We start from the raw sequence: 23,331 nt of genomic DNA, 5'->3' as shown, positions 1-23,331 counted from the left end.
GCATTGGTATTAATTTAACCATTCTAAGCTTTTAGCTTACTGTAGTCTGGAAGCTCTGGCGCAATTTCAAAGTGCTGCTCGATTTGTGGCGATGCTTGAGGGTAAAAATCACATGGCACGAAAGCTTTGAAAAGCTGATTATTAGCCGGATGATAAAAACTCAGTTCACATGCGTGTAAAGCTAACCTGTCACTATAATTAAACGCATCTGGTGTTGCATAAAACTCGTCGCCCACAATTGGATTCCCTAGCTCCATGCAGTGAACACGCAACTGATGAGAGCGACCAGTGATCGGCAGCAATTTCAATAATGTCGTTTGAGGCTCTTGTTGCTCAACCACATAGCGAGTCTGAGATGGTTTACCATCGTCGAAACACACTTTCTGTCTAGGGCGATTCGTCCAATCGCAAATAAGAGGAAGGTCAATCAAACCTGCCTTGTCTTCCATTGAACCCCACACTCGTGCGTAATAAAGTTTGTGTGTCAGTCGATATTGAAATTGCTTCTTCAAATGCCGCTCAGCCTGTTTATGCTTAGCCAATAGCATCAAGCCTGATGTAGACATATCCAACCGATGCACAACTTGAATCTCCGGAAATTCGACAACCAACCGACTCCACATACTGTCGTAGTGCTCCGGCAGTCTCCCCGGCACCGAAAGCAGGCCTGCTGGCTTGTTCACCACAAGAACATCATCATCTTGATAGATAATATCAGTCCACGGTTCACGTGGGGGTGTGTAATGTTCTAACGCCATTAGAGCCTCTGAACTACTAAGGAAGTTTTGATTTTTTACTTCATTTCGCGATTGATCACTCGATAGGAATATAATCGAGCGCTAAGCTTTAACCAAGCTACAGTTTAACCAAACTACAGATACAAATAAGGCCTTCGTAATGAAGGCCTTATTTCGTTAAAGCATTTAGCTAATTCAAAACTAGTTGTGAGAAACCACAATCAAACGTAGCGAATCAAGCTGAACCTGAGCCTTGCTGATGTAACCTGTCAGTTCGTTGATTTGAGCTTCGATAACCTCTAGCTCTTCATCACGAATGTTAGGGTTAACCGCTTTAAGCGCTTGTAGACGCTCTAACTCACCGTTCAAGTTAGTTTGCATATCTTTCTGAGCTTGTTGACGAACTTCTTCAACCTTCGGAAGTACATGCGTCTCACCGGCTTCGATTAGCTTGTGAATCTCACCTTGTACCGAGTTCACTAGCTTGCTCGCTAAATGACGGTTTACCGGGCTTAGTTGACGATTAAAGCTATCGAATTCAACCTGAGCAGATAAATCGTTACCACGACCATCCATCATCAAGCGAATCGGAGTCTTAGGTAGGAACTGGCTGATACCGCTGCGCTTTGGCGCTTGTGCATCAACAAGGTAAACCAACTCAAGCAGAATTGTGCCCACTGGCAGCGCTTTATTCTTCAGTAGAGATACCGCAGACGCACCCACACCTTCACTCAATAGCAGATCAATACCGCCCTGAATCATTGGGTGTTCCCAGCTAATAAAATTCATGTCTTCACGAGAAAGCGCGGTTTCACGGTCAAACGTAATCGTTGCACCTTCATAAGGTAAGCCTGGGTAGCTTGGTACCATCATGTGTTCAGAAGGTGTCACGACTAGCGCATTTTCACCCTTGTCATCTTGGTTCAGACCAATGGTGTCAAATAGGCTTAGAGCAAACGATACTAGGTTGGTATCACCATCGGTAGAAGCAATTTTCTCTGCAATCTCATGGGCTTTATCGCCACCATTTGAATGCATCTCTAGTAGGCGATCTCGGCCTTTTTCTAGATCCGATTTCAGGCTTTGATTGAGCTTCGCTGATTCTTCAATGACTTCATCAAGCTGCTCGGTGTTACCAGAAGCCAGCATTTCAATCAGTACATCAGAATACTTATCGTAAACTGTGCGACCAGTAGGACAAGTCTCTGCGAATGCATTCAGACCTTCATCGAACCAACGCGCTAGAATCGCTTGCGATGTGCCTTTTAGGTAAGGGACATGAATGTCGATATCTCGAAGTTGACCGATACGGTCCAAACGACCAATACGTTGTTCAAGCAAATCCGGGTTAAACGGAAGATCGAACATCACTAACTGGTTAGCAAACTGGAAGTTACGACCTTCAGAACCGATTTCGCTACAGATAAGAACCTGAGCGCCGCCCTCTTCTTGAGCAAAGTAAGCCGCAGCTTTATCACGCTCTAGAATCGACATGCCTTCGTGGAATACCGTTGCACGCACACCTTCACGCTCACGCAGTGCTTGTTCTAATTGCAAAGCAGTACTTGCACGAGAAGCGATCACTAGGATCTTTTCGCTGCGCTTGTCTTGGATTTTTTCAATCAACCAGTTCACACGTGAATCGAACTGCCACCAGCTTGAATCTTCACCTTCAAATTCTTGGAAGATCTCTTCTGGATACAACATCTTCATCGCTCGAGCTTCTGGTGCCATCTTGCCACCGATCATGCCCGATACACGCATCGAGGTTGTGTACTGCGTTGGAATGTCCATCGGCAGTAGGTTTACATTACGCTTAGGGAAGCCTTTGATTGCAGCACGTGTATTTCTAAAAAGAACACGGCCAGTACCATGGCGATCCATAAGGTTATCAATCAGTTCTTGGCGAGCTAAGGCTTGCTCTTCTTCGCTGCTATCACCTTCGATAACACGGAACAGTGGCTCAACATCTTGCTCAGACAGAAGTTCTGTAATTTGGTTCTTCGCGCTGTTTTCAAGCTTCACGCCAGAGAACAATGCCGTTACTGCATCAGCAACTGGCGCATATTGGTCTTCTTCTTCAACGAATGCTTCGTAATCGTAGAAGCGATCAGGATCAAGCAGACGCAGACGCGCAAAGTGACTCTCACGACCCAGCTGTTCAGGGGTCGCTGTCAGTAGCAATACACCAGACGTGTTTTCAGCTAATCCTTCAACCACTTGGTATTCGCGGCTCGGTTTGTCTTGGCTCCACTCAAGGTGGTGCGCTTCATCGACAACCAACAAATCCCACTCACCTTCAAGTGCTTGCTCGTAGCGCTTACGGCTCTTGCGTAGGAAATCCAAAGAACACAGGACGTATTGCTGTGTATCGAATGGATTATCTGATTCTGCAAAAGATTCAATACAACGCTCTTCATCAAAGATAGAGAAGTGCAGGTTGAAACGGCGCATCATCTCAACTAGCCATTGGTGTTGTAGTGTTTCAGGAACCACAATAAGAATACGTTCCGCACGGCCAGACAACACCTGCTGGTGGATAATCATACCCGCTTCTATGGTTTTACCTAGGCCAACTTCATCAGCCAGTAAAACGCGTGGAGCGTGACGACGACCGACTTCATGAGCAATGTAAAGCTGATGAGGGATAAGACCTGCACGCATACCACACAAGCCGCGCATTGGGCTCTTATGTTGTTGGTATTGGTTGCTTAAAGCACGGTAGCGCAACGCAAAGTTATCCATACGGTCGATTTGACCTGCGTACAGCTTATCTTGTGGCTTGTTAAAGCGGATCTGGTTACTTAAAAAGATTTCACGCAGAGTCACCTCTGTCTCTTGAGTATCTTCACGAATACCCAAATAAGTCAGTAGCCCTTTATCTTCGATAACTTCTTCAACAGATAAAGACCAACCTTCTTGGCATTCGATGACATCGCCTACATTGAACGCCACTCGGGTTACGGGAGCATCTGTGCGTGCATAGACGCGGTTTTCTTCTGACGCAGCAAACATTACTGTTACTGTGCGAGCATCCATTGCTACAACGGTACCTAAACCTAAATCGCTCTCCGTATCGCTTATCCAGCGTTGCCCCAAAGCAAATGTCATGAATCGACTACCTCAATCTTATAGTTGGAATTTGGTCTTTCTAACTGCAATTTCAAACAAGAACGTTATTGCTCTTGAACTAAAAATATAGCCAAAAATGCCTAGTTTGCAGCCACTTTTTAAGTGCGCTCTTAATAATAAATATCTTGAGAAAATGGTGCAGAAAAAGGTCGCTAATCTTACTCGATGCTGTGATTTAGGTCACGCCTAAAGGAGACGATTTCATACTTTTTTTCTGTTTTCATAAGTGCAATCAAACTGTCAAAAAATCATGGTTATTCTATGGATAGCAGAATGCAGCTCTCAAATGAAGTTTAGGTGAATTGTTGACTATCACTAGAATCAGATACTAACCTTTATATGAGCTTAATCTACGTTCAATGAATGCAAGGCAAGCCGCACGTCGGCAAGGAGATGCTATGGGCGAGACCAACCGTAAGCTATTTGTTTTAGACACCAATATCCTACTTCACGAACCCTTCGCTATATTTTCTTTCCAAGAGCACGATGTCGTTATCCCAATGACAGTGCTAGAAGAACTCGACAGAATCAAAGACAGTAAAAGAGATGTTGCTCGAGATGCGAGAATTGCGATTCGAACGCTCGAAGACTTATTCAGGGAAGCCACACCAGACCAAATATCGGAAGGCATCCCTTTTTCTAAAGACATAAACGCATCTGGCAGTATTTCAATACTCGCTGACTACGAACTTCAAGAAAGCATCAAAGCCTTCGCCGATGACAAAGCTGGCGATAACCGAATCCTCAACGCAGTCCTCTATCTTCAAAATAAGCGCGCGCCACGAGAAGTGGTTCTTATCACCAAAGACATCAACATGCGTTTACGAGCCAAAGGCGCCGGAGTCCGTTTTGTTGAAGACTATCAAACAGACCAATTGATTGATGATATCCAATACCTCACCAAAGGCTTCCAACAACTGGAAGGCTCATTTTGGGATGGTATCGATAATGTCGAGAGCAGAAGTTTAGGCGGAAAGACGCTGCACACCTTAGCAAGAGCGCCGTTCGAGCCAACCTTTCTCAACCAGTATGTGATTGACGAAGAAAGTGACTTTGCCGCTCGAGTCGAAGAGATTGAAACTGAAAGCATTACACTAAGAGACCTCAGTCGCGAAAGACTAATGAATCGCAGAGCATGGGACATCACACCCAAAAACGTATACCAAGGTATGGCGATCGATGCCCTGCTCGACCCTGATATTGATCTGGTGATTCTCACTGGCGCTGCGGGGAGTGGTAAGACACTGTTAGCCATGGCAGCTGCACTTGAACAAACTATTGAACGTAAACAGTTCGATAAGATCATCGTAACCCGAAACACACCTGATATAGGTGAGTCGATAGGGTTTCTTCCGGGTACAGAGGAAGAGAAGATGTTGCCTTGGTTAGCTGCAGTGACTGATACACTGGAAGCGCTGCACAAGAACGATCACTGCACAGAAGGCTCGATGAAGTACATCTGTGATAAAGCCAACATCCAGTTCAAATCGATTAACTTTATGCGTGGCCGTTCAATTCAGAATGCGTTTGTGCTTTTGGATGAGTGTCAGAACCTCACCGCTTCACAAATCAAAACCATCATCACCCGTTGTGGTGAAGGAACCAAGATCGTCTGCTCAGGAAACCTAGCGCAGATAGATTCTTCCTACCTAACTCCTGTGACCTCGGGGCTCACCTACATGGTCGAGCGTTTTAAAAACTTCGAAGGCAGTGCCAACATCCACCTCAATGGTGTGGTGCGTAGCCGACTGGCTGAGTTCGCGGAAGAGAACATGTAGACTCTGCGCGCTCACAGAACCAGTAACCTATAAACAAAAAGCGCCTCACAATAGAGGCGCTTTTCAATCTATTTTATGACGAGAGATTTTGAAATTAACTCGTGCTGCTGACCTGAATTACTCAGTACCACCAACCGTTAGCGAGTCTAGTTTCAATGTTGGTTGACCAACACCCACTGGTACACTTTGACCAGCCTTACCACACACACCAACACCACGGTCAATGCTTAGGTCATTACCGACCATAGACACCTGCTGCATTGCTTCGATACCAGAACCGATCAGCGTCGCGCCCTTCACTGGGTGAGTGATCTTGCCGTTTTCAATCATGTACGCTTCAGAAGCTGAGAACACAAACTTACCTGATGTGATATCAACCTGACCGCCACCGAAGTTCGGTGCGTAGATGCCTTTCTCAACCGTTGCAATGATCTCTTCCGGTGTGTGTTCGCCCGGCAGCATGTATGTATTCGTCATACGTGGCATTGGAAGATGCGCGTAAGACTCACGACGACCGTTACCTGTAGGTGCTACACCCATTAGACGAGCGTTTAGCTTATCTTGCATGTAACCTTTTAAGATGCCGTTTTCGATTAGCGTATTGTACTGACCATTAACACCCTCATCATCAACGTTCAATGAACCGCGTAGATCCGTTAATGTACCGTCATCAACAATCGTACATAGGCTTGATGTAACTTGCTCGCCGATCTTGCCAGAAAATACTGAAGACTCTTTACGGTTGAAATCACCTTCTAAACCGTGGCCTACCGCTTCATGCAGTAGAACACCTGGCCAACCAGAACCAAGAACCACAGGCATTGCACCAGCAGGCGCTGCAACCGCTTCAAGGTTAACTAATGCTTGGCGAATGGCCTCATCAGCGAACTGGTAAGCAACTTGAAAACCGTTAGCATCACTTAAGAAAAAATCGTAACCAAAACGACCACCGCCACCGGCACTGCCACGTTCACGACGATCGCCTTTCTGTGCAAGTACGCTAATTGATAAACGAACCAACGGGCGAATATCACCAGCGAAAGTACCATCAGTTGCCGCAACAAGCATCTGTTCATGTACACCACTTAGGCTCACCGATACTTCAGTTACCATCGGTTCTTTAGTACGAATGTAAGCATCAAGCGCTTTAAGTAATTCTGTCTTTTGCTGTTTTTCCCAGCTTGCTAGCGGGTTAACTGCATCATAGTAAGCTTGGTTAGAGTTACGCTTGAAAGCTTGTACCTTACCGTTTTGCCCTTGCTTAGCGATACCGCGAGCCGCGATTGCACTCTGTTTAAGGCCATCCAATTGGATTTGGTCAGAGTAAGCAAAACCGGTTTTTTCACCAGATACCGCTCGTACACCAAGACCACAATCGATATTGAAAGAGCCGTCTTTAATAATGCTGTCTTCTAGCACTAAAGATTCATGCCAGCTTGACTGAAAGTAGATATCAGCATAATCAATTTGGCGGGTAGCAATGCTCGCCAATGTATCTGCGATATTTTGCTCCGTCAGCCCTGTTGGGTTTAGTAGCGCTTCTTCAATTTGATTGATGCTCATAAATGGCTCTTATTTGTAATTAAAATTGATTGGTAAATCGAGAATGCTGCGCGATTGGCATATTTTGCCTGATTGATTCGCAACTGGATGTGTCTATCTCAACCACCATACTTTTAGGATCTTGGTCTAGTTGTGCAACCACTCGTCCCCATGGATCAACCACCATTGAGTGTCCCCATGTTTCTCTATGGCAAGGGTGATTTCCGCCTTGCCCTACCGCGATAATCCACGATTGCGTTTCGATCGCGCGGCATCTTAATAATGCTTCCCAGTGAGCTTGCCCTGTTACGGCAGTAAAAGCTGCCGGTACCACTATGATTTGTGCACCTTGCTTGCGTAACTCTGAATACAAGTGCGGAAAGCGCACATCATAACAAATACTCAAACCTAAGCGACCAAAAGGCGTTTCCGTTGTTACCACTCGGTCACCGGGCGTGAAAATATCCGATTCTCGATAGCACTTATGTGCATCAGCAACATCCACATCAAACATGTGTAGCTTATCGTAATGGGCCACTAGACAACCAAAATCATCAATCACCAAGGTTGTGGTAGTCACGCCTTTAGCTGTGCTTATCGGCATACTGCCAATAACAATCCAAATTCGGTAAAGCTTTGCTAGCTCAAAGGCTTTCTTTTGCAGTGGGCCATCATTTAGAGGCTCAGCAAACTGGTGATAGTCGGCTTTACTGCCAAAGACTAACGCGTTTTCAGGGCACACAACCCACTTAGCTCCCAACTCTTTGCACTTTGCTACTTCTTGAGCAAGATAATCAAAGTTCAAGTCAGGGCGAGGGCCTGATGTCATTTGAATCAACCCAACACAATCCATGTGTATCGATCCTCCATTCATTATGATTCAGAAATCAGCATTTCACCGTATATTAGCTGATTAGGATACTAAGTTTTTTTCGGCTAATTTAAGGCTTATTCGGCCAATTTTCTGAGTTTTTCTGGTAGTTGGAATTCTCCAGAACTGCGAGAAAGCTCGCTCACTGTTGGTGAATCCAACGGCCCTTTCACCGAATAATTAACTTGGGTAAAGACTTCAACAACCGGAGAAATAACCGTAGTCACCGCTAACACGTATAGCGCTGTTTGAGGCGTTACCGCAAAAGCCGTTAATACTGGAATCCCGGAGGTGATATCTGGGGTGAAGTTCACTTCAGCATCGACCTCGCGTGTATTGAGGTTGGCGATCCCTTTTATTTTCATCTCACCGGCGACCGCATCCATATTCAGATCATTAGTCAGAAAGATACCATTTTGAATCTCGCCAGTTCCTGTGATGCTGTTGAATGCCATGCCATTATCAAATACGTCCGAGAAGTCGAGCTGCATCTTACGGATAATCGAATCTAGGCTAAACAGCCCCAGTAATCGAGCTGCGCCACTCACATCCGAGATAATACCTTTACCAAATTGGGTTTTAACGTTGCCATCAAGGGTATCCATTTTGATCCCCCAAGGCGAACCATCCCAATTCAATTGACCTTCTAACTCAAAGGGCGCTTTTTGTATCCCTGAAGTAATACCGAAACGCTCCATTAACTCACTGTTGTTTTCACCTTCAACATCAAGAGTTAACGATGAACGACTCTTATCGCCTTGCAACTCCCACCAGCCACTGATATCCGCTTTATTTCCGCCGCTTCGAACCTGAATCTTATTCCACTCAATGCGGTCTTCCTGCCTAGTCATCTCAACATCAACCTTACCAACTTTATACCCTTGCAGCCAAAAGTCGTTCAGGGTCAGCGTCAAATTCGGCATCGCATCATGGAGCTTTCTATCCAACTCAGAGATCAACGGTGCTTCTTGCGCCTTACGCTGTAGCAGTTGGTCTTGGTTTTTCTTGTCACTCCACTCAGGAACAAACAGATGCAGGCGATCCAATGAAACAGTCAAATCATAAGGAGGCAAGTAATTGACATCACCTTCTAACTCTTGACTAGAGACTTCCATTTGCCACGCTTGCTTGTTTTTTCGAGCGCTAAAATCGACATCATTCCAAGAAATACCACCTAAGATCAGCTCTTTGCTCTCGAAGGTGATGCGACGTGGCGCAGGAATGGTTGGCGTGTTCATCTGGCTAAGAACAGCATCCGATGGTTGCACTGGCTCCATGACTACTGACAGCCAGTCATCGGCATTGAACTTATCGGTACGAATCAAGGCATGGTGCCCTACCACGGGGCTAATTTTATAGCCACCACGACCAAGGACTAAATTGGTCGCCGTTAATTCAGGAACATCGCTGGAAATATCAATCTCAGCTTGGTATTTAGTGCTCGGCAATTGCAGACGAGCGGTAATCGATTCTTGATTGCCCGAAGCTTGTAGTCTTGCCGAACCACTTTCTAATGACTTTTTAGCTAATGGGTATGGGTAATCACTCGCTAAGTATTTGAGGTCTGACTGTAAGTCGAGTTGGTAAGTAAAACCAATATCATTCAGCTGAATATCGATCTGGCTTTGCCATTGTGCATGACCCGACAAACGGCTTAACCACTGCTCTCCGACATAAGGCTTTAGAGGATTGACGTCCCAATCACCTAACACATCAAGATCCACTGCATAGCCAGGTCCATCATTAAGACCTTTAAAGTCAACCGAGATACCTTGATTAAGCAAATCAGCGGCAAGACCACTTGCTGTCACGACATCATTATCAAATTCAATACGACCAGTGGTGTTCTCTAGCACCATTGGTGGAGCTTCAATCTCAACATGATTACCACTCAGATCTGCATATCCCCACGCTCTAGGTTCTTGTTCAGAATCAAACGGAATATTAAGCTGGAACTCAGAAGAGACATCACCACTCACTTTAAGCGCAGTTAACGCAGCACCCACAGAATCTACGAGTGGCGAAGCAGTCATGTAATTTCGAACTGCATTACCAGACGCCGTTGCTTTAGCTTCAATTTCGATATGACCGCCTTCCCCTAAATAAGGAATACGACCAGTGATTCGATCTGCCGCCACATCCATCAATTGAGCGGAGCGAGAGTCTAAATACATCGCATCATTTTCAAATAACAGATCAAGTTGAAGGTCGGTTATCAATGGCCACGCGGTATCGAAGCTGAACTTAGCGTCTTCTAAGCCAACCCAAACTTGGAAAATACCATCATGATTGGTGTACGGATATTGGGCTAATTCACCATGCCAGAGTAATTTAACGGTGTCGGCCTTACCCGCTTGAATCGCCGTTGAAAGGTAATCGGTTAAGTCTTGGCCAAGTGCCAATGTCGGTAAATAGCGCCATGTTTCACCGACGTTGTAAGCGTCCGCTTCACCATAAAAAGAAAGGTAAGGGCTAGCGTTATTTGGAAAGTCCAAGCGAAATGCGCCTAGTACTTGTAAATCTGGCGTGGCTGCAGTAATTTTGTCCGACCACAGTTTCCAGCCGTTTTCATCTTGCTGCCAAACAATATCAACCTGACCTTGTTTGATATTCAGAGGCGCTTGGAAAACATCACCATAAGGAAACACATCATCAATAACATATAAGCTGGCTTTCGCTTCCGAAGCCGAGCCAAACACATGCCCTGATACTTGGCTAAAGCCAGGGACTAACTCCCATTGTTCGATCGCCAAATCGGAAAAGTTCGCAGAGTAACGCAAGCTTTCAATTCCAGAGTCCATCGCAACGCGAATGTCTGAAACGATACCGCCCGGTGCCAATGCATTGATCATTTGGGTAGATTGCGAAGAATCTGGCATCAACTTGATCAACGGAGTAATGGTTTCAACATCAAGTTCAGAAACATTAAGTTCCCACGCGCCTTTATTCCACTTGAAAGCGACATCAACTTCAGGCCAAGGCCTGTCATCCGTTCTTAGATTTAGTGAGTGACCATTAACCTGCCATCCACCACCAATGGGGGATAATTTAAAAACACCCGACTCAAGCATCAAGTTATGCTGACCATCTTCATTCCAAGTCAGTTCTGAAGGTAATACCTCAACATAAGCGCTAACTGGCTTGCTATTTCGTAGCGTTAGCCAGCTATTCAAGCTCACCGTGCCCGTCTCAATGCCGGATTCTGCCTGCATATAACGAGTTAACCAAGGCATTACTGAGATACTATCCGCGCTGACATAAAACTCGCCCGTCATATCAGTTAAAGAACCACCATCAACAAAGTTAGCACTTACTGACAAAGAGTTGAGGTTAGCGTCTTTAATACTTACTACACCCTCCGCAAGGTGATGTTTACCTGAGTTTTGCCATTTTAAAGTTTCGATATCAAGCTGACGTTCTTCACCAGAGATAGTTCGATATAGAAGAGAGGAATCTTTAGCGGTCACATCCACCAAAGTTTTTAAAAGTAAATTGTCCAGCTCCTGCATCACTCGCTTGGAAGAGCCGGGGTCTTTAGGTTCATCTTTACCGTTTTGCCCGGCAAATAGATCAATTGAGCGGATGTCGAGGTACATTTGATTCATGACCAAATCGGCCACGACAGGACGCATCTGCACGACCGATTGAATCAAGTCAAACTCAACTTCAACACGCTCAACAGAGAAAGCCACATCTTCTGCGTTGGGAAGGCTAGCCTTAACACCTTGCAGAGCAATAGAGGGGTGAGTGTTACGCCAAAAACCACCCACATCTTGAATAGAAAACTCAAAACCGGAATGTTGGTTTACCCAAAGCTCAATTTCAGATTGATACTTATTTAAATTGGGTAAGGCTACACGCAGTGTAGTGACAGCAATGGCTAGTGTTACTAAGAGAGTAACCACTAACCATAGACATGTACGAAGAATCAGAGTAACGCTTGAACTCACAAAATATCCATTACATCATAACAACATCAAACTGCTCTTGTATGTACAGAGGCTCAGCCTGGATTTTAACTTGCTTACCAATAAACACTTCAAGCTCAGCAAGCGCGTGAGATTCCTCGCCTTCTAACGCCTCGGCAACGGCAGCCGCCGCATAAACAACAAACTTATCGGCGTCATACGCGCGATTCACTCGTGTGATCTCTCGAAGAATTTCATAACAAACGGTTTCAACTGTCTTCACGCTACCGCGACCTTCACAAGCAGGGCAGCTAGAACACAGAATATGCTCAATACTTTCACGAGTACGTTTACGAGTCATCTCAACCAAACCAAGCTGTGTGAAGCCATTAATGTTGGTTTTCACACGGTCTTTGTCTAATGCAGCTTCTAAAGAAGTTAGTACTCGCTTACGGTGTTCTTCAGACAGCATATCAATAAAATCGATAATGATGATGCCGCCTAAGTTACGAAGGCGAAGTTGACGAGCAATAGCTTGTGTCGCTTCGACGTTAGTATTGAAAATCGTCTCTTCTAGATTACGACGACCAACAAAGGCACCAGTATTGATATCAACAGTGGTCATCGCTTCTGTTTGGTCGATAATCAGATACCCACCAGACTTCAATTCGACTTTGCGATCCAATGAACGTTGAATTTCGTTCTCGGTATCGTACATATCAAAGATAGGCTTATCACCTTCATACAACTCAAGCTTGTCTGTTAGCTCAGGTACGTATTCAGAAGTAAACTCTTTTAGGTTTTCATATTCTAGACGAGAATCGACCTGAATCTTGCTCAGCTCAGTACCGACAAAATCACGTAAGATACGTTGGCTTAAGCACAACTCACCATACAAGCGAGTACGAGCTTTGTGCTTACCACGACGTTCTAACACCTTTAGCCATAATCGCTTCAAGAATGCGGCATCTTGCGCCAACTCATTTGAATCTGCGCCTTCTGCTGCCGTACGGATGATGAAGCCACCGTGCTCGTCACAGTAACGAGACACGACTTTTTTTAGGCGGTTGCGTTCTGACTCACTATCAATTCTCTGAGAAACACCAACGTGGCTTGCGCCCGGCATGAATACCAGATAACGAGATGGTAATGTAATGTCAGTGGTTAGACGGGCACCTTTGGTACCAAGAGGATCTTTGACCACTTGAACGACAATATCTTGCCCTTGGCGAACAAGCTCTGAAATATCACGAACCTGAAATTGCTTCTTTTCATTCTCAGCAACACATTCAGTGTGGGGGACAATATCAGAGGCGTGCAAAAAAGCTGCTTTATCAAGGCCAATATCCACAAATGCCGCCTGCATTCCAGGCAAAACACGGCTTACACGTCCTTTGTAGATATTTCCTACGATCCCGCGTCGAGCATCTCGTTCGACATGGATCTCTTGAAGAGCTCCCCCTTCAATCATGGCCACACGAGTCTCACTCGGGGTCACGTTCAGCAACAATTCAGCACTCATGGTGCACCTCAGATTAGTAATTATAAGAATTCTTGCAGTAGCTGGTCCGTTTCAAATAAAGGTAAGCCGACAACGGCGTAATAACTACCTTCGATTCGGGTAACAAAGCGTCCGCCCAAACCTTGGATCCCATAGCTACCAGCTTTATCGCATGGCTCCCCTGTTTGCCAGTATTGTTCTATTTCTTTTTCACTGAGGGGTTTAAACCATACGTCGGTAATAATGATTTCTGTCTTTTGTTTTTCTTCCGATACAACAGAAACTGCCGTCATCACTTGGTGACGATCATTCGCTAACTGAGTAAGCATACGCTTAGAGTCAGCAAGGTCTATTGGCTTCTCGAGCACTTGCCCTTGGCTTACGACGACCGTGTCAGAGCCCAGAACCACTGTTTCAGAATCAAGAGAACTAGCACCAGAGCCAAGAGCTACAATATCAGAACCAAGATCTACATTATCAGAACTAGGAACGACATGCTGTTTTTCAGAAGGGTTATCTTTCAATAAAGACAACGCAGCTAAGGCTTTATCTAAAGATAGTCGCTTAACGTACTCTTCGGCGGTTTCTTGAGCGTGTTTACACTCTTCGACATCAGTTACAAGGACATAAAACTCATAACCGAGTTGAGATAACAATTCTTTGCGGCGTGGAGAGCCGGATGCCAAAACTAAATGTTTCTTTTCCATCGTCACTCTACCTTACATGCCAATGGCGACGTACACGTCTCATTAATAAAAACATCCAAGGCCAAAGTATACAGTTTATCAATGCGCTCCATAGCGATAACGGATTGAAAACGACATCTTGGATCAAATATTCACCAAAGAATATTAGCACCTCAAACAACACTGTTAAGGCTGCAATGATTATCGCTTGCTGCCATAGCGCCATATTTCGAATCACGAGGAAGTTCATTGCAATAATGTACATTACTATTGCCATCATCATGCCTCTAATACCGAGAGTCGAACCGATCAAAAGGTCCCACAATAAGCCCAGTACTAGAGCACTACCAACGTTAACTCTGTAAGGTAACGCTAAAACCCAATAGCAGGTAACCAGTAATAACCAAGATGGCCTGAATAGGTCTAAACTACCCGGCCAAGGGATCGTTTGTAGAATAAGTGCTATCAAAAATGAGCAGCCAATTACTACTTTGCTTCTTAAAACGCTATTGGCCATTTTCACCTTCTAACAATGCTTGTTCGATACTAGATTGCTCTGCTTGCATCTGTTTATTTTCATCAGGCCACACAAGCAACAAGTATCTGAGCTTATCAAACTCAACTACAGGTTCTGCTTTGATAACGGCGAACTCGCGCTTCGGGTCATAATCAACGGCAGTAACATAAGCGACTGGGTAACCCTCTGGATATACACCACCGAGTCCAGATGTCACCAACAGATCTTCTTCTTGAATATCAGTACTGGTTGGAATGTGCTCTAACTGGATCTCATCAATCATGCCATTACCAGAAGCAATCACACGTATATCGTTACGAATAACCTGAACAGGAATTGCGTTATTTGCATCAGTCAGTAGCAAAACACGACTATTATGAGCAGCAACAAAAGTGACTTGACCAACAATGCCTTTTTCATTGATCACAGGCTGACCTTCGTACACTCCATCAATCTGACCTTTGTCGATCACGACTTGATGTCGGTATGGTGAAGTATCCACCGCCATAACCTCTGTGACGACCTTCTTCTCATCACGAATAAACGGTGAACCTAACAGCTTGCGAAGGCGCTTGTTTTCTTCTTGATATTGCTCAAGCAGAATCAGCTCGCTCTTCAGTCGTAAGACTTCTCGTTTAATATTATGGTTGGATTCAATGAGCCCTTTACGAGTACTAAAACGGTCGTATACGCCATCAAACATGGTGCGAGGCAAATTAGCGGCATACTGAATTGGCGCAACCATGCTGTTTAATAGATAGCGGACATTTGAGAATGCATCTAAACGACTATCAGCCAGCATAAGGCTGGCTGATAATGTTACAGCAAAAAACAGGCGCAATTGTAGAGAGGGACCTCTACCAAAAATTGGCTTCATTCTATATTTGGTCCTAGAGCGACATTTGATCCTATAAACAAGGTCTTAGGCTCTTTACATAAAACTAGATAAGAAAAGAGCCTAACACTAGATACTATTCTTCGCTGAAAAGATCACCGCCGTGCATGTCGATCATCTCTAGAGCTTTACCACCACCTAGAGCAACACACGTTAATGGCTCTTCCGCCACAACAACAGGGATACCCGTTTCTTCAGTTAGCAGACGATCAAGGTCTTTAAGCAGTGCACCACCACCTGTCAGTACCATACCGTTTTCTGAGATATCAGAAGCAAGCTCTGGTGGACACTGTTCAAGTGCAACCATAACTGCAGATACGATGCCAGATAAAGGTTCTTGAAGCGCTTCAAGGATTTCATTTGAGTTCAGGCTAAAGCTACGAGGAACACCTTCAGCAAGGTTACGACCACGTACTTCAATCTCATCAACTTCATCGCCTGGGTAAGCAGAACCGATTTCGTGTTTGATCTTTTCGGCTGTTGCTTCACCGATCAAGCTGCCGTAGTTACGACGAACGTAGTTGATGATAGCTTCATCAAAACGGTCACCACCGATACGTACAGAAGACGAGTAAACCACACCGTTTAGTGAGATAACGGCAACTTCAGTCGTACCACCACCGATATCAACCACCATTGAACCTGTTGGCTCAGATACACGTAGGCCTGCACCAATCGCAGCAGCCATAGGCTCATCGATTAGGTAAACCTCACGAGCACCAGCACCCAGTGCTGATTCACGGATTGCACGGCGCTCAACTTGCGTTGAACCACAAGGAACACAAACCAATACGCGAGGGCTTGGTTTAAGAACACTGTTATCATGCACTTGCTTAATGAAGTGCTGAAGCATTTTTTCCGTTACGTAAAAGTCAGCAATTACGCCGTCTTTCATTGGACGGATTGCTGAGATATTACCAGGCGTACGGCCAAGCATTTGCTTAGCAGCGTGACCAACCGCAGCGACACTCTTTGCAGAACCCGCACGATCTTGGCGGATAGCTACAACTGAAGGCTCATCAAGAACAATGCCTTGGCCTTTTACATATATAAGGGTATTGGCAGTACCTAAATCAATCGATAGGTCGTTTGAAAACATGCCACGAAGCTTTTTAAACATATTCTTCGCTCATCCTGCAAGAATTAGAAGACAAAAATTGCACTAAATGTACCAATGCCTTGCTGTCACGGCAAGGCATTGAAGTATAAACATGGACTGAAACCCACAATTTCTTACAGATTCCTAACTTAACAGCCAAAAAATCATATTATTGCTGACCTATTAAGCCACTTTCACCTCGGTAGATCACACGATCGTTCCCGCGATGGATACCAAAGGTGATTACTGTTGATGGGTTTTCTTCATCAATACCATCTTGGTCCCAATCAAACATTAGCCAAGGCATATTATTATTTATGGAGTCAAGCTGTTGCCAAATTTGCACTTGCTCCCTAGTTACAGCATTAGGGGCTTGCTGTGCTGTAAAGTTGTTCGACACACCATTATTCACATCAGCAGCTCCCGTTAATGTCGCCGTAGTCGCTCCCCCAACAGGCCATATAACCGTAGGGTTTCCATCCATTTCAGCATCGATATCAGTGAAACTATCAAATACATTGTTAATAAAAGCACCGTTTGTCCAATACTGAACTTGAAGAGGAACGGTAATCGAACTACCTTCAACCCCACCTACATCACTCAAATTCACACGACCAAAAACCACATTGGGTTGGCTATCAGGCAGTCGTTGTGTTGTCATGCCTGAAGGATCGGTTGGTTGTGTTTTGAATTGCACAGGATCTGAAAGTGTTGCTGTAAAAATATTCAAAGAGACATCTCGAATTGGCCCCCCATCAAAATTAAAAGGACCATCAGGCGAAAAGTCAGCCTGCTTCTGCCATGATATATCGTTGTTATTGATCGCCCCTCGACTACCTCGATAAGTTAAATTCAAGCGATTACCGTTGAGTAAACGCCCTTCATCTAACTCAAAAAAAGCTTGCTGAATAGTGTTAAAACTTCCGTAATTCTGAGTTTCGTTCCCCAACGCACTGTAAGCCTCAACGTCAACGGAGACATTATCAAACTCTTGATTCATGTAAGCAAAAGCTTGCCCTGCAGGGTTTCCCCACACATTATTCAACGTATTAAAGTAATCAGGATAAAAGCGGCCAATGACTTGGTGATCTTTTTGTATATCACGACCAAGATAAATAGCACTACTAATAAACTCGATAGCGCCAACTTCGCTCCAAGTATGAACGAGAGTATTCAGTACTTGGTTGGTACTAAATGAAGGAATCACATTAGGAGTCACAGCCCCTGGTTGGGGGTTTAATGATGGAGCTGGGTAAACCACCTTAAAATCTAAATCTAAGGGACCACTATCAAGTGAATAATTACTTGTCACTGGGTAGGCACACTCATCAGTGATGCCTAATGCTGAATCTGGATGAATGATTGGTTTATAGTCAACAATGAAATCTGTTCCTGCTGATATAAAGCCACCTCCTGTTTCCCCACCAGCAGGGTTAAACAAAGATCCTGAACGAACATTACATATTGCTATTTTCCAAGGGCGAGCCTTCAAGGTAATTTGACCTTTCAACGTACCGCCATCGCTAGGGCAGTTCGCGACTGTCGGGGGTTGAGTTGAACACCTAAAGCTCTTATCTTCAAGTGTGACAACTAACTCGCCTGAGTTATCAAATTGAATAGCAACATCCTCAACCACCCCTTTAGAGAAGTTAAAATCGCCACTGCCAAGGCTACCGCCACCACTTCCGGGCTTTTGAAGCACGTATCCAAGATCGTTCACATCTAACTTTTCCGCATAATTCATCACAATCGGCGTTGGTGATGCATTATTACTACAAGCCAAGACTCGAACATCAATATCTTCTGCTTTTCCGGCAATGACCTCTAGCGGCTGATTGTTCCATGTAGAACTAGCACTCGGCTTAATATCAAACCGATAAGGTACAAAGCTAATGTCTTTTTGGTCTTGGATAGTCGTTCCATTAACTGATGCAGTCGCAAGCACATCACCGTATTTATTACCACTTCGACCATCAATATCAAAAACAAACCTCTTGTTTTGGCTATCAAAAGAGCCACCGCTAAAAGTTACCTCAGGTGCACTTATAGATACCGTCTCCCCATTGACATCGCTCATTGGCTGACTGTTTTCATCATAAGGCACGACATACACCTCAGCCTTGTCATCACAAGTTAAGTGATAGTTGTTTGGTTTGATCTCTATATATTTTATCGTTGGGCTAGGAGGCGTGTAACACCCTGCTATTGACTTAGCCCTTATGAAGCTAGTATCTGACGACCTAAATGAAACTCTAGGAGCGGTAATTGCTCCGGTCATTTGAAAACGAGCGACACCATTAATATCGAAACCAGCACTGATAGCCTCTGGCGATACATACACATTCGCATTCAAACGGATATCAGAACCACCTAAAGGCCAAAAAGATGAAAAACGGCCATGACCAATAAGCGTAAAGTCATTGTGATCATAGCTAGAATCACTCTGCTCATCTATTCCTGCATTAATATATATACGACTTTTATGAGACAAATTTATATGGTTGTAGTGAATGACAACTGGACCATCACCTTTAACCTTAATGTAGGAATCGTTATGATTAAAATTGATGGTGTCAATCCAATACTCTCCAGCGGGAAAAACAACTGTGCTCGTATTTGCGCTAAAAGATAATGAAGTATAATTAAATTGAGTCGCCTCAGTCGTCTGATTATTGCCAGCCGCTATCAACACACCGCCCGAAGGGTTAAAAGCAGTAGTATCCGGAACACCTAACGGAAATAAGTTCTTAGCTGAACTCACCGTACAACTTCCGCCACTATTCTGCCCGTCTTTATAAACACAAGCTCCAAGACCAGACACTCTAGAAGAAGTAAAACCTAATGCTTCTGATTTGGAAATTTGATCGAGATAGATATTATTTCCAGTACCACTTCCTGAAGATATATCCAGTTGTCCATCCCATGGAGTCCATTCTCCGGGATTTGCACCTGGCAAATAACGGTTTGATTGCAACATTTCAGGAAAGTAATCACATTTTTGAATAGGGGGTTTTGGCCTTACTTCTTCAAATGCAAAGAACCCAACTCTTTCATATGTCTGATGCGAGCGATTTGAAGCGTCTTCTTCTAGCATAAATGTAAAATAATCCGGATTCGATAGTTCACATAACCTTAACCACCCTCCATCCGATCCACTTCGAGTTTGCTTTTGAATAATCACACCAAAGTCTTGGAACGACTGGCCATGGAACACCTGATTATCAATACAAGACTGCGCTAATGAAGCGCTTTGATTGTATGAACTACTGGGTTTATTAAAAACAAAACGAATACCATCTGAAGTTTGCCCAGAAAACTCAGGTGCCGCCATATACCCTACAGTTCTGCGTCTATAGCTTGTAGGAGTAGGTACATTTTGCCGGCCAAATTCTAAGGCCAGCCGAAAATTCGAGGTTCCAACATTTTTATGTGCAGTAGTTACCCAAAAATCCTTACCGCTATCGGGCTGAACTTGAGAAAAGACAATAGGAGCCGCAGAGAAACGTTGAGAGTAAGTTTCCCGTTTCCAACCCTCCCCATTTGTATTTCCTGCCGTTTGGAAGTGATTCAGCTCAACTTTACTTACACGTATTATTTTCCCTGGCTGAGATTCATCTAATATTACGTCCCCAACCTCTGCGGCAAAATAATAGATCGGATCCATTAAGTTAGGGTCCGAGCTTAAAGGGAAGCGCTGTTTCACTTCGACCCGATCTTTAGTCACAGATGTGACGAACATTGCCGATGGATTATCATTTAGATTATAAGAAGACATTAATATAACGACAGGCGTCGTTTTAAAATCTTCATCAAAATCAAAGCTACAGGAATACCCATTACAAGAGCTAGCGTCTACCTCTCCAAATTCAAATAACGGTTTAGAACGTGGTACCAAGGGCTGGCAATCTTTTTCCGATATACAGTATTGGGAACTACTAGTGAAACTATCACCAATCAGTGTAATGGTAACAAATGGGTCGAATTTATCGGCGCCAGTGGCATAAGATAAATCAAAGTTATTAATAACTTTTTTCTGAGTACCATCTACTGAGTAGGTTAATTTTCCACTTATCCATCTAGCGTTATAATTAGAAGTACGCTCAAACTTAACCTGAAATTGTCGAAGGACGTCATCATCTTCATAATCTTCGTCAAAGATTTGCTGATAATAATCATCAAAATCATCATCATCTGTCCATAACGGGAAATATTGGCTATTCGCTAATCGAATTCGATTCGACCCGTCAGACTCAAGAGAAAAAGTGATACAAAAGCCATTGCGAGCATCTACAGAAGAGCCATTAGCTAGACAAGTGGAAGCATACGAAAACGATGATATGCCGAGAGAAAACAACAAAAACAATGATAAAAATAGTACTCTCATTATCTCACCCAAACATCTTGACTACGCTGCATTAAATTCACACCCGTTCCGCACATTGCGACTGCTCTTACTGTGTATAACTGAGAACTATCGACAAGTTGACCACCTGTTGGTGAGCACGTTATTTGAACATCTGCACATGTAATTGTCGTTGCGAAGTTCATTGCTGTTCCATTCAAGTTTGTACACTCTGCAGCCACATCAAATGAAACCGTTGTGTTGGCTCTAGGTGGATATATCTGCATTAAGGCTCGCTCTATTGCCGAATGAGCTAAAAGATGGGCTTGAGTACCAATCACATCTTTTGTATGTGCGTCATTATTGGACCACTCTATGCGGCTTAAGGTTGTAGCAAGAAACCCCATCACCACCAATACAAAAATAACGACAATATACAGGCTTCCGACTTGTCTTTTTTTAAGGAACATTGATCACCTGTATGTCTTGCTGGAAATTGGTCAGTTCATCCCCGACTTGGTTTCTAAATTCAAACTCAAGATGGACGATACCATTACGCTGAACATTTGCGGGTTGATAGTCTAAATCCCCAGTCACTCCCGTATCCGAAATTGGGATTAGCGCGCCATTACCTTCACTTCTCCATACTCGGCCATTCACAATGCAATAGGTGACGCGGCCATTAGGATTGTAAATATAATGTCGATTTGAAACCGAATTACCCACAAGGTTTACAGACTCATTAGCAAGCAAGAAAGTATTATTGGTTGCAGTTACAGTAGCTAAGGGGAAAATATTATTGGTCGGCGCCGCCTCTGTAGGGTATATCACTAAAGATAATGGGGTTAGCGCAGCTGTCGTCAGTGTATTATCAGCCGTAACAAATTGAATATCATCGCCCGACACCGCATAAATCCCAGAGGTAACGATAGGGAAAAATGAAACACAGCGAGCTCCCGGGACGACAGCATTCTGATTGAACATATTCGGTACAGCATGACGCACTTCACGAGTGATTTTTTCCAAGACAAACTTGGCTTGAGTTTGTAAACGCTGCCTATCTACGGTGTCCGCATAGCCACGCGCACCCAATTCAACAAACCCAGCAATGCCTACAACTAAAATGCTACCAACAATCATGGTGATAATCATTTCAATAAGAGTGAAACCTTGCCTTCTCATTAGTAATTCCCTCGATAGGCATCCAGCACGATAGGAGGATAATTTGAGGCCGAGATCGTTAGGTTGATTCTTTTCAGTTGATCGACCATTTGGTACGTCACATCAACATCTAGGCGGTAGTTTCTGTAGGTTGTTGCGCCATTTTCATCCAGTAATAGATTAAGGTCTCGACACCCGTTAGTTGCACCGGGTTCCCAACACCCATCATAGTCATCGACATCATTGTATAGAGCAATGTCAGCCTCTTCTGGGCCAAAGTTAGCCTCAGCAGTGCAATTCACACCAGACGCCCCCTCACCGCATCTAAATTCCCCACCATCAAAATCACTATTCTCGTCGAACCCTCGAGCAAGAATCATCGACATCACGCTTTGCCCTAGCGCGGCTGAACGAGTCTGATAATGAGGATCACCAGATCGACTAACCTGAGGCGCTAAAAAGTTTATGATGGTCATCATCGCGAGCCCCATAACCACAATCACAATCACACTTTCAATTAATGTAAAACCACGTTCTTTTACAGGTGATTTATGAATACTATTCATGAGCACACCCCATTTTCGACATAACCTTGCGCGTTAATTTCCACACGGCAGGTATTCACATTTGAAGTAATCGTAATCACCACACCAGCTGCAACGTTAACGACAACGCCTGCAGGTGTTTCACCTGTTGTAGGGTTACCTAATAAATCAAAGTTAACTAGAGATAGAGGAATAGCGGGAGTGGTATCAGATGCAGCCGTTAAGTTAACTCCGTTGAGCATAACCCAATCACTCCGCGCTTGGCTTCGCGCGGTACAGCTCACTTCCGAGCCGATACAATTCCCAACGATAGCGAGAATAAAATTGCTCTCTCCAACGACGGCCCCAAGGTCCACATTGGACTGCATACGATTCACTTGAACTTGGCGGACAACAGAAGTTACTTGCTCTTGAGCTGCAAAGGCAGAAAAGCTATCCCTTCCAGAAAGACGGCTAGCAGCGTAGGCAGAGACAATCGCGATCAACAAGATCACAATGATTAACTCGACTAAAGTAAAACCTTGTTGCTGAAATCCGATGTTTCTGTATGTTCTATTGAATTGATTCACCGAAATCCAATCCGCTAAATATTTGATAGTTTGAAGATTAAGTGTAAC

16 protein-coding genes are annotated in these 23,331 nt (G+C 44.3%); 1 reads left to right on the top strand and 15 read right to left on the bottom strand.

All coding sequences use genetic code 11. From position 1 onward, the window contains the following. Positions 1 to 23: 23 nt before the first annotated feature. Positions 24 to 758 carry a pseudouridine synthase gene (locus tag AB4232_RS08495; RefSeq protein ID WP_372086928.1) on the bottom strand — a complete coding sequence of 245 codons (735 nt, stop codon included), beginning with the start codon at positions 756 to 758 and terminating at the stop codon, positions 24 to 26. A gap of 180 nt (positions 759 to 938) precedes the next feature. Next, positions 939 to 3,848, bottom strand: coding sequence for an RNA polymerase-associated protein RapA (gene rapA / locus AB4232_RS08490; RefSeq protein WP_009847841.1), 2,910 nt, complete (start codon positions 3,846 to 3,848; stop codon positions 939 to 941). 419 nt (positions 3,849 to 4,267) lie between these two features. Between rapA and AB4232_RS08485 the strand changes: the two genes are divergently transcribed. Next, positions 4,268 to 5,647: a PhoH family protein gene (locus AB4232_RS08485; protein WP_009847842.1), complete on the top strand. Its 1,380-nt coding sequence runs from the start codon at positions 4,268 to 4,270 to the stop codon at positions 5,645 to 5,647. 117 nt (positions 5,648 to 5,764) lie between these two features. Here AB4232_RS08485 and tldD read toward each other — a convergent pair whose 3' ends face one another. From tldD to AB4232_RS08420, 13 genes are all read right to left on the bottom strand, one after another. Next, the gene (gene tldD / locus AB4232_RS08480) at positions 5,765 to 7,210 is read right to left on the bottom strand and encodes a metalloprotease TldD (RefSeq protein WP_371701438.1); all 1,446 of its coding nucleotides are present in this window, start codon (positions 7,208 to 7,210) and stop codon (positions 5,765 to 5,767) included. 19 nt (positions 7,211 to 7,229) lie between these two features. Further along, on the bottom strand, positions 7,230 to 8,042 hold the full coding sequence (locus AB4232_RS08475) for a carbon-nitrogen hydrolase family protein (RefSeq protein WP_372086927.1): 813 nt from the start codon (positions 8,040 to 8,042) through the stop codon (positions 7,230 to 7,232). A 95-nt stretch (positions 8,043 to 8,137) separates the two neighbouring features. Next, positions 8,138 to 12,010 carry a YhdP family protein gene (locus AB4232_RS08470; RefSeq protein WP_372086926.1) on the bottom strand — a complete coding sequence of 1,291 codons (3,873 nt, stop codon included), beginning with the start codon at positions 12,008 to 12,010 and terminating at the stop codon, positions 8,138 to 8,140. Between the two features lie 10 nt (positions 12,011 to 12,020). Continuing rightward, on the bottom strand, positions 12,021 to 13,490 hold the full coding sequence (rng, locus tag AB4232_RS08465) for a ribonuclease G (RefSeq protein ID WP_009847846.1): 1,470 nt from the start codon (positions 13,488 to 13,490) through the stop codon (positions 12,021 to 12,023). Between the two features lie 20 nt (positions 13,491 to 13,510). Then, on the bottom strand, positions 13,511 to 14,176 hold the full coding sequence (locus AB4232_RS08460; RefSeq protein ID WP_372086925.1) for a nucleoside triphosphate pyrophosphatase: 666 nt from the start codon (positions 14,174 to 14,176) through the stop codon (positions 13,511 to 13,513). A gap of 7 nt (positions 14,177 to 14,183) precedes the next feature. Further along, a complete protein-coding gene (gene mreD, locus AB4232_RS08455; protein ID WP_009847848.1) occupies positions 14,184 to 14,672 on the bottom strand; it encodes a rod shape-determining protein MreD in 489 nt (162 codons plus the stop codon). Continuing rightward, the gene (gene mreC / locus AB4232_RS08450) at positions 14,662 to 15,549 is read right to left on the bottom strand and encodes a rod shape-determining protein MreC (RefSeq protein ID WP_012603147.1); all 888 of its coding nucleotides are present in this window, start codon (positions 15,547 to 15,549) and stop codon (positions 14,662 to 14,664) included. Before mreC ends, mreD begins: the two co-directional genes overlap by 11 nt. Positions 15,550 to 15,643: 94 nt before the next feature. Further along, the gene (locus AB4232_RS08445; RefSeq protein WP_009847850.1) at positions 15,644 to 16,687 is read right to left on the bottom strand and encodes a rod shape-determining protein; all 1,044 of its coding nucleotides are present in this window, start codon (positions 16,685 to 16,687) and stop codon (positions 15,644 to 15,646) included. 148 nt (positions 16,688 to 16,835) lie between these two features. Beyond that, a complete protein-coding gene (locus AB4232_RS08440) occupies positions 16,836 to 21,050 on the bottom strand; it encodes a DUF6701 domain-containing protein (RefSeq protein ID WP_372086924.1) in 4,215 nt (1,404 codons plus the stop codon). Next, positions 21,050 to 21,478: a hypothetical protein gene (locus tag AB4232_RS08435; RefSeq protein WP_009847852.1), complete on the bottom strand. Its 429-nt coding sequence runs from the start codon at positions 21,476 to 21,478 to the stop codon at positions 21,050 to 21,052. The genes AB4232_RS08440 and AB4232_RS08435 overlap by 1 nt, the downstream gene beginning before the upstream one ends. Next, complete coding sequence (locus AB4232_RS08430; protein ID WP_372086923.1) at positions 21,468 to 22,190, bottom strand: PilW family protein; 723 nt, start codon at positions 22,188 to 22,190, stop codon at positions 21,468 to 21,470. The genes AB4232_RS08435 and AB4232_RS08430 overlap by 11 nt, the downstream gene beginning before the upstream one ends. Then, complete coding sequence (locus AB4232_RS08425) at positions 22,190 to 22,741, bottom strand: prepilin-type N-terminal cleavage/methylation domain-containing protein (RefSeq protein WP_102250492.1); 552 nt, start codon at positions 22,739 to 22,741, stop codon at positions 22,190 to 22,192. Before AB4232_RS08425 ends, AB4232_RS08430 begins: the two co-directional genes overlap by 1 nt. Next, positions 22,732 to 23,283, bottom strand: a complete 552-nt coding sequence (locus AB4232_RS08420; protein WP_135444516.1) for a prepilin-type N-terminal cleavage/methylation domain-containing protein — start codon at positions 23,281 to 23,283, stop codon at positions 22,732 to 22,734. Before AB4232_RS08420 ends, AB4232_RS08425 begins: the two co-directional genes overlap by 10 nt. Between the last annotated feature and the right edge of the window lie 48 nt (positions 23,284 to 23,331).

The sequence above is a fragment of the Vibrio sp. 10N.286.46.A8 genome, assembly GCF_041470165.1.
Lineage (GTDB): Bacteria > Pseudomonadota > Gammaproteobacteria > Enterobacterales > Vibrionaceae > Vibrio > Vibrio tasmaniensis_A.
Note: the sequence above shows the minus strand (reverse complement) of the source record. Positions and strands in the feature narration are given on the sequence as shown.

Coding starts and splice junctions, on each gene's coding strand:
- AB4232_RS08495 (WP_372086928.1), bottom strand. CDS start 758: ATGGCGTTAGAACATTACACACCCCCACGTGAACCGTGGACTGATATT.
- AB4232_RS08475 (WP_372086927.1), bottom strand. CDS start 8,042: ATGGATTGTGTTGGGTTGATTCAAATGACATCAGGCCCTCGCCCTGAC.
- rapA (WP_009847841.1), bottom strand. CDS start 3,848: ATGACATTTGCTTTGGGGCAACGCTGGATAAGCGATACGGAGAGCGAT.
- mreD (WP_009847848.1), bottom strand. CDS start 14,672: ATGGCCAATAGCGTTTTAAGAAGCAAAGTAGTAATTGGCTGCTCATTT.
- tldD (WP_371701438.1), bottom strand. CDS start 7,210: ATGAGCATCAATCAAATTGAAGAAGCGCTACTAAACCCAACAGGGCTG.
- AB4232_RS08460 (WP_372086925.1), bottom strand. CDS start 14,176: ATGGAAAAGAAACATTTAGTTTTGGCATCCGGCTCTCCACGCCGCAAA.
- AB4232_RS08430 (WP_372086923.1), bottom strand. CDS start 22,190: ATGAGAAGGCAAGGTTTCACTCTTATTGAAATGATTATCACCATGATT.
- mreC (WP_012603147.1), bottom strand. CDS start 15,549: ATGAAGCCAATTTTTGGTAGAGGTCCCTCTCTACAATTGCGCCTGTTT.
- AB4232_RS08485 (WP_009847842.1), top strand. CDS start 4,268: ATGGGCGAGACCAACCGTAAGCTATTTGTTTTAGACACCAATATCCTA.
- rng (WP_009847846.1), bottom strand. CDS start 13,490: ATGAGTGCTGAATTGTTGCTGAACGTGACCCCGAGTGAGACTCGTGTG.
- AB4232_RS08440 (WP_372086924.1), bottom strand. CDS start 21,050: ATGAGAGTACTATTTTTATCATTGTTTTTGTTGTTTTCTCTCGGCATA.
- AB4232_RS08445 (WP_009847850.1), bottom strand. CDS start 16,687: ATGTTTAAAAAGCTTCGTGGCATGTTTTCAAACGACCTATCGATTGAT.
- AB4232_RS08435 (WP_009847852.1), bottom strand. CDS start 21,478: ATGTTCCTTAAAAAAAGACAAGTCGGAAGCCTGTATATTGTCGTTATT.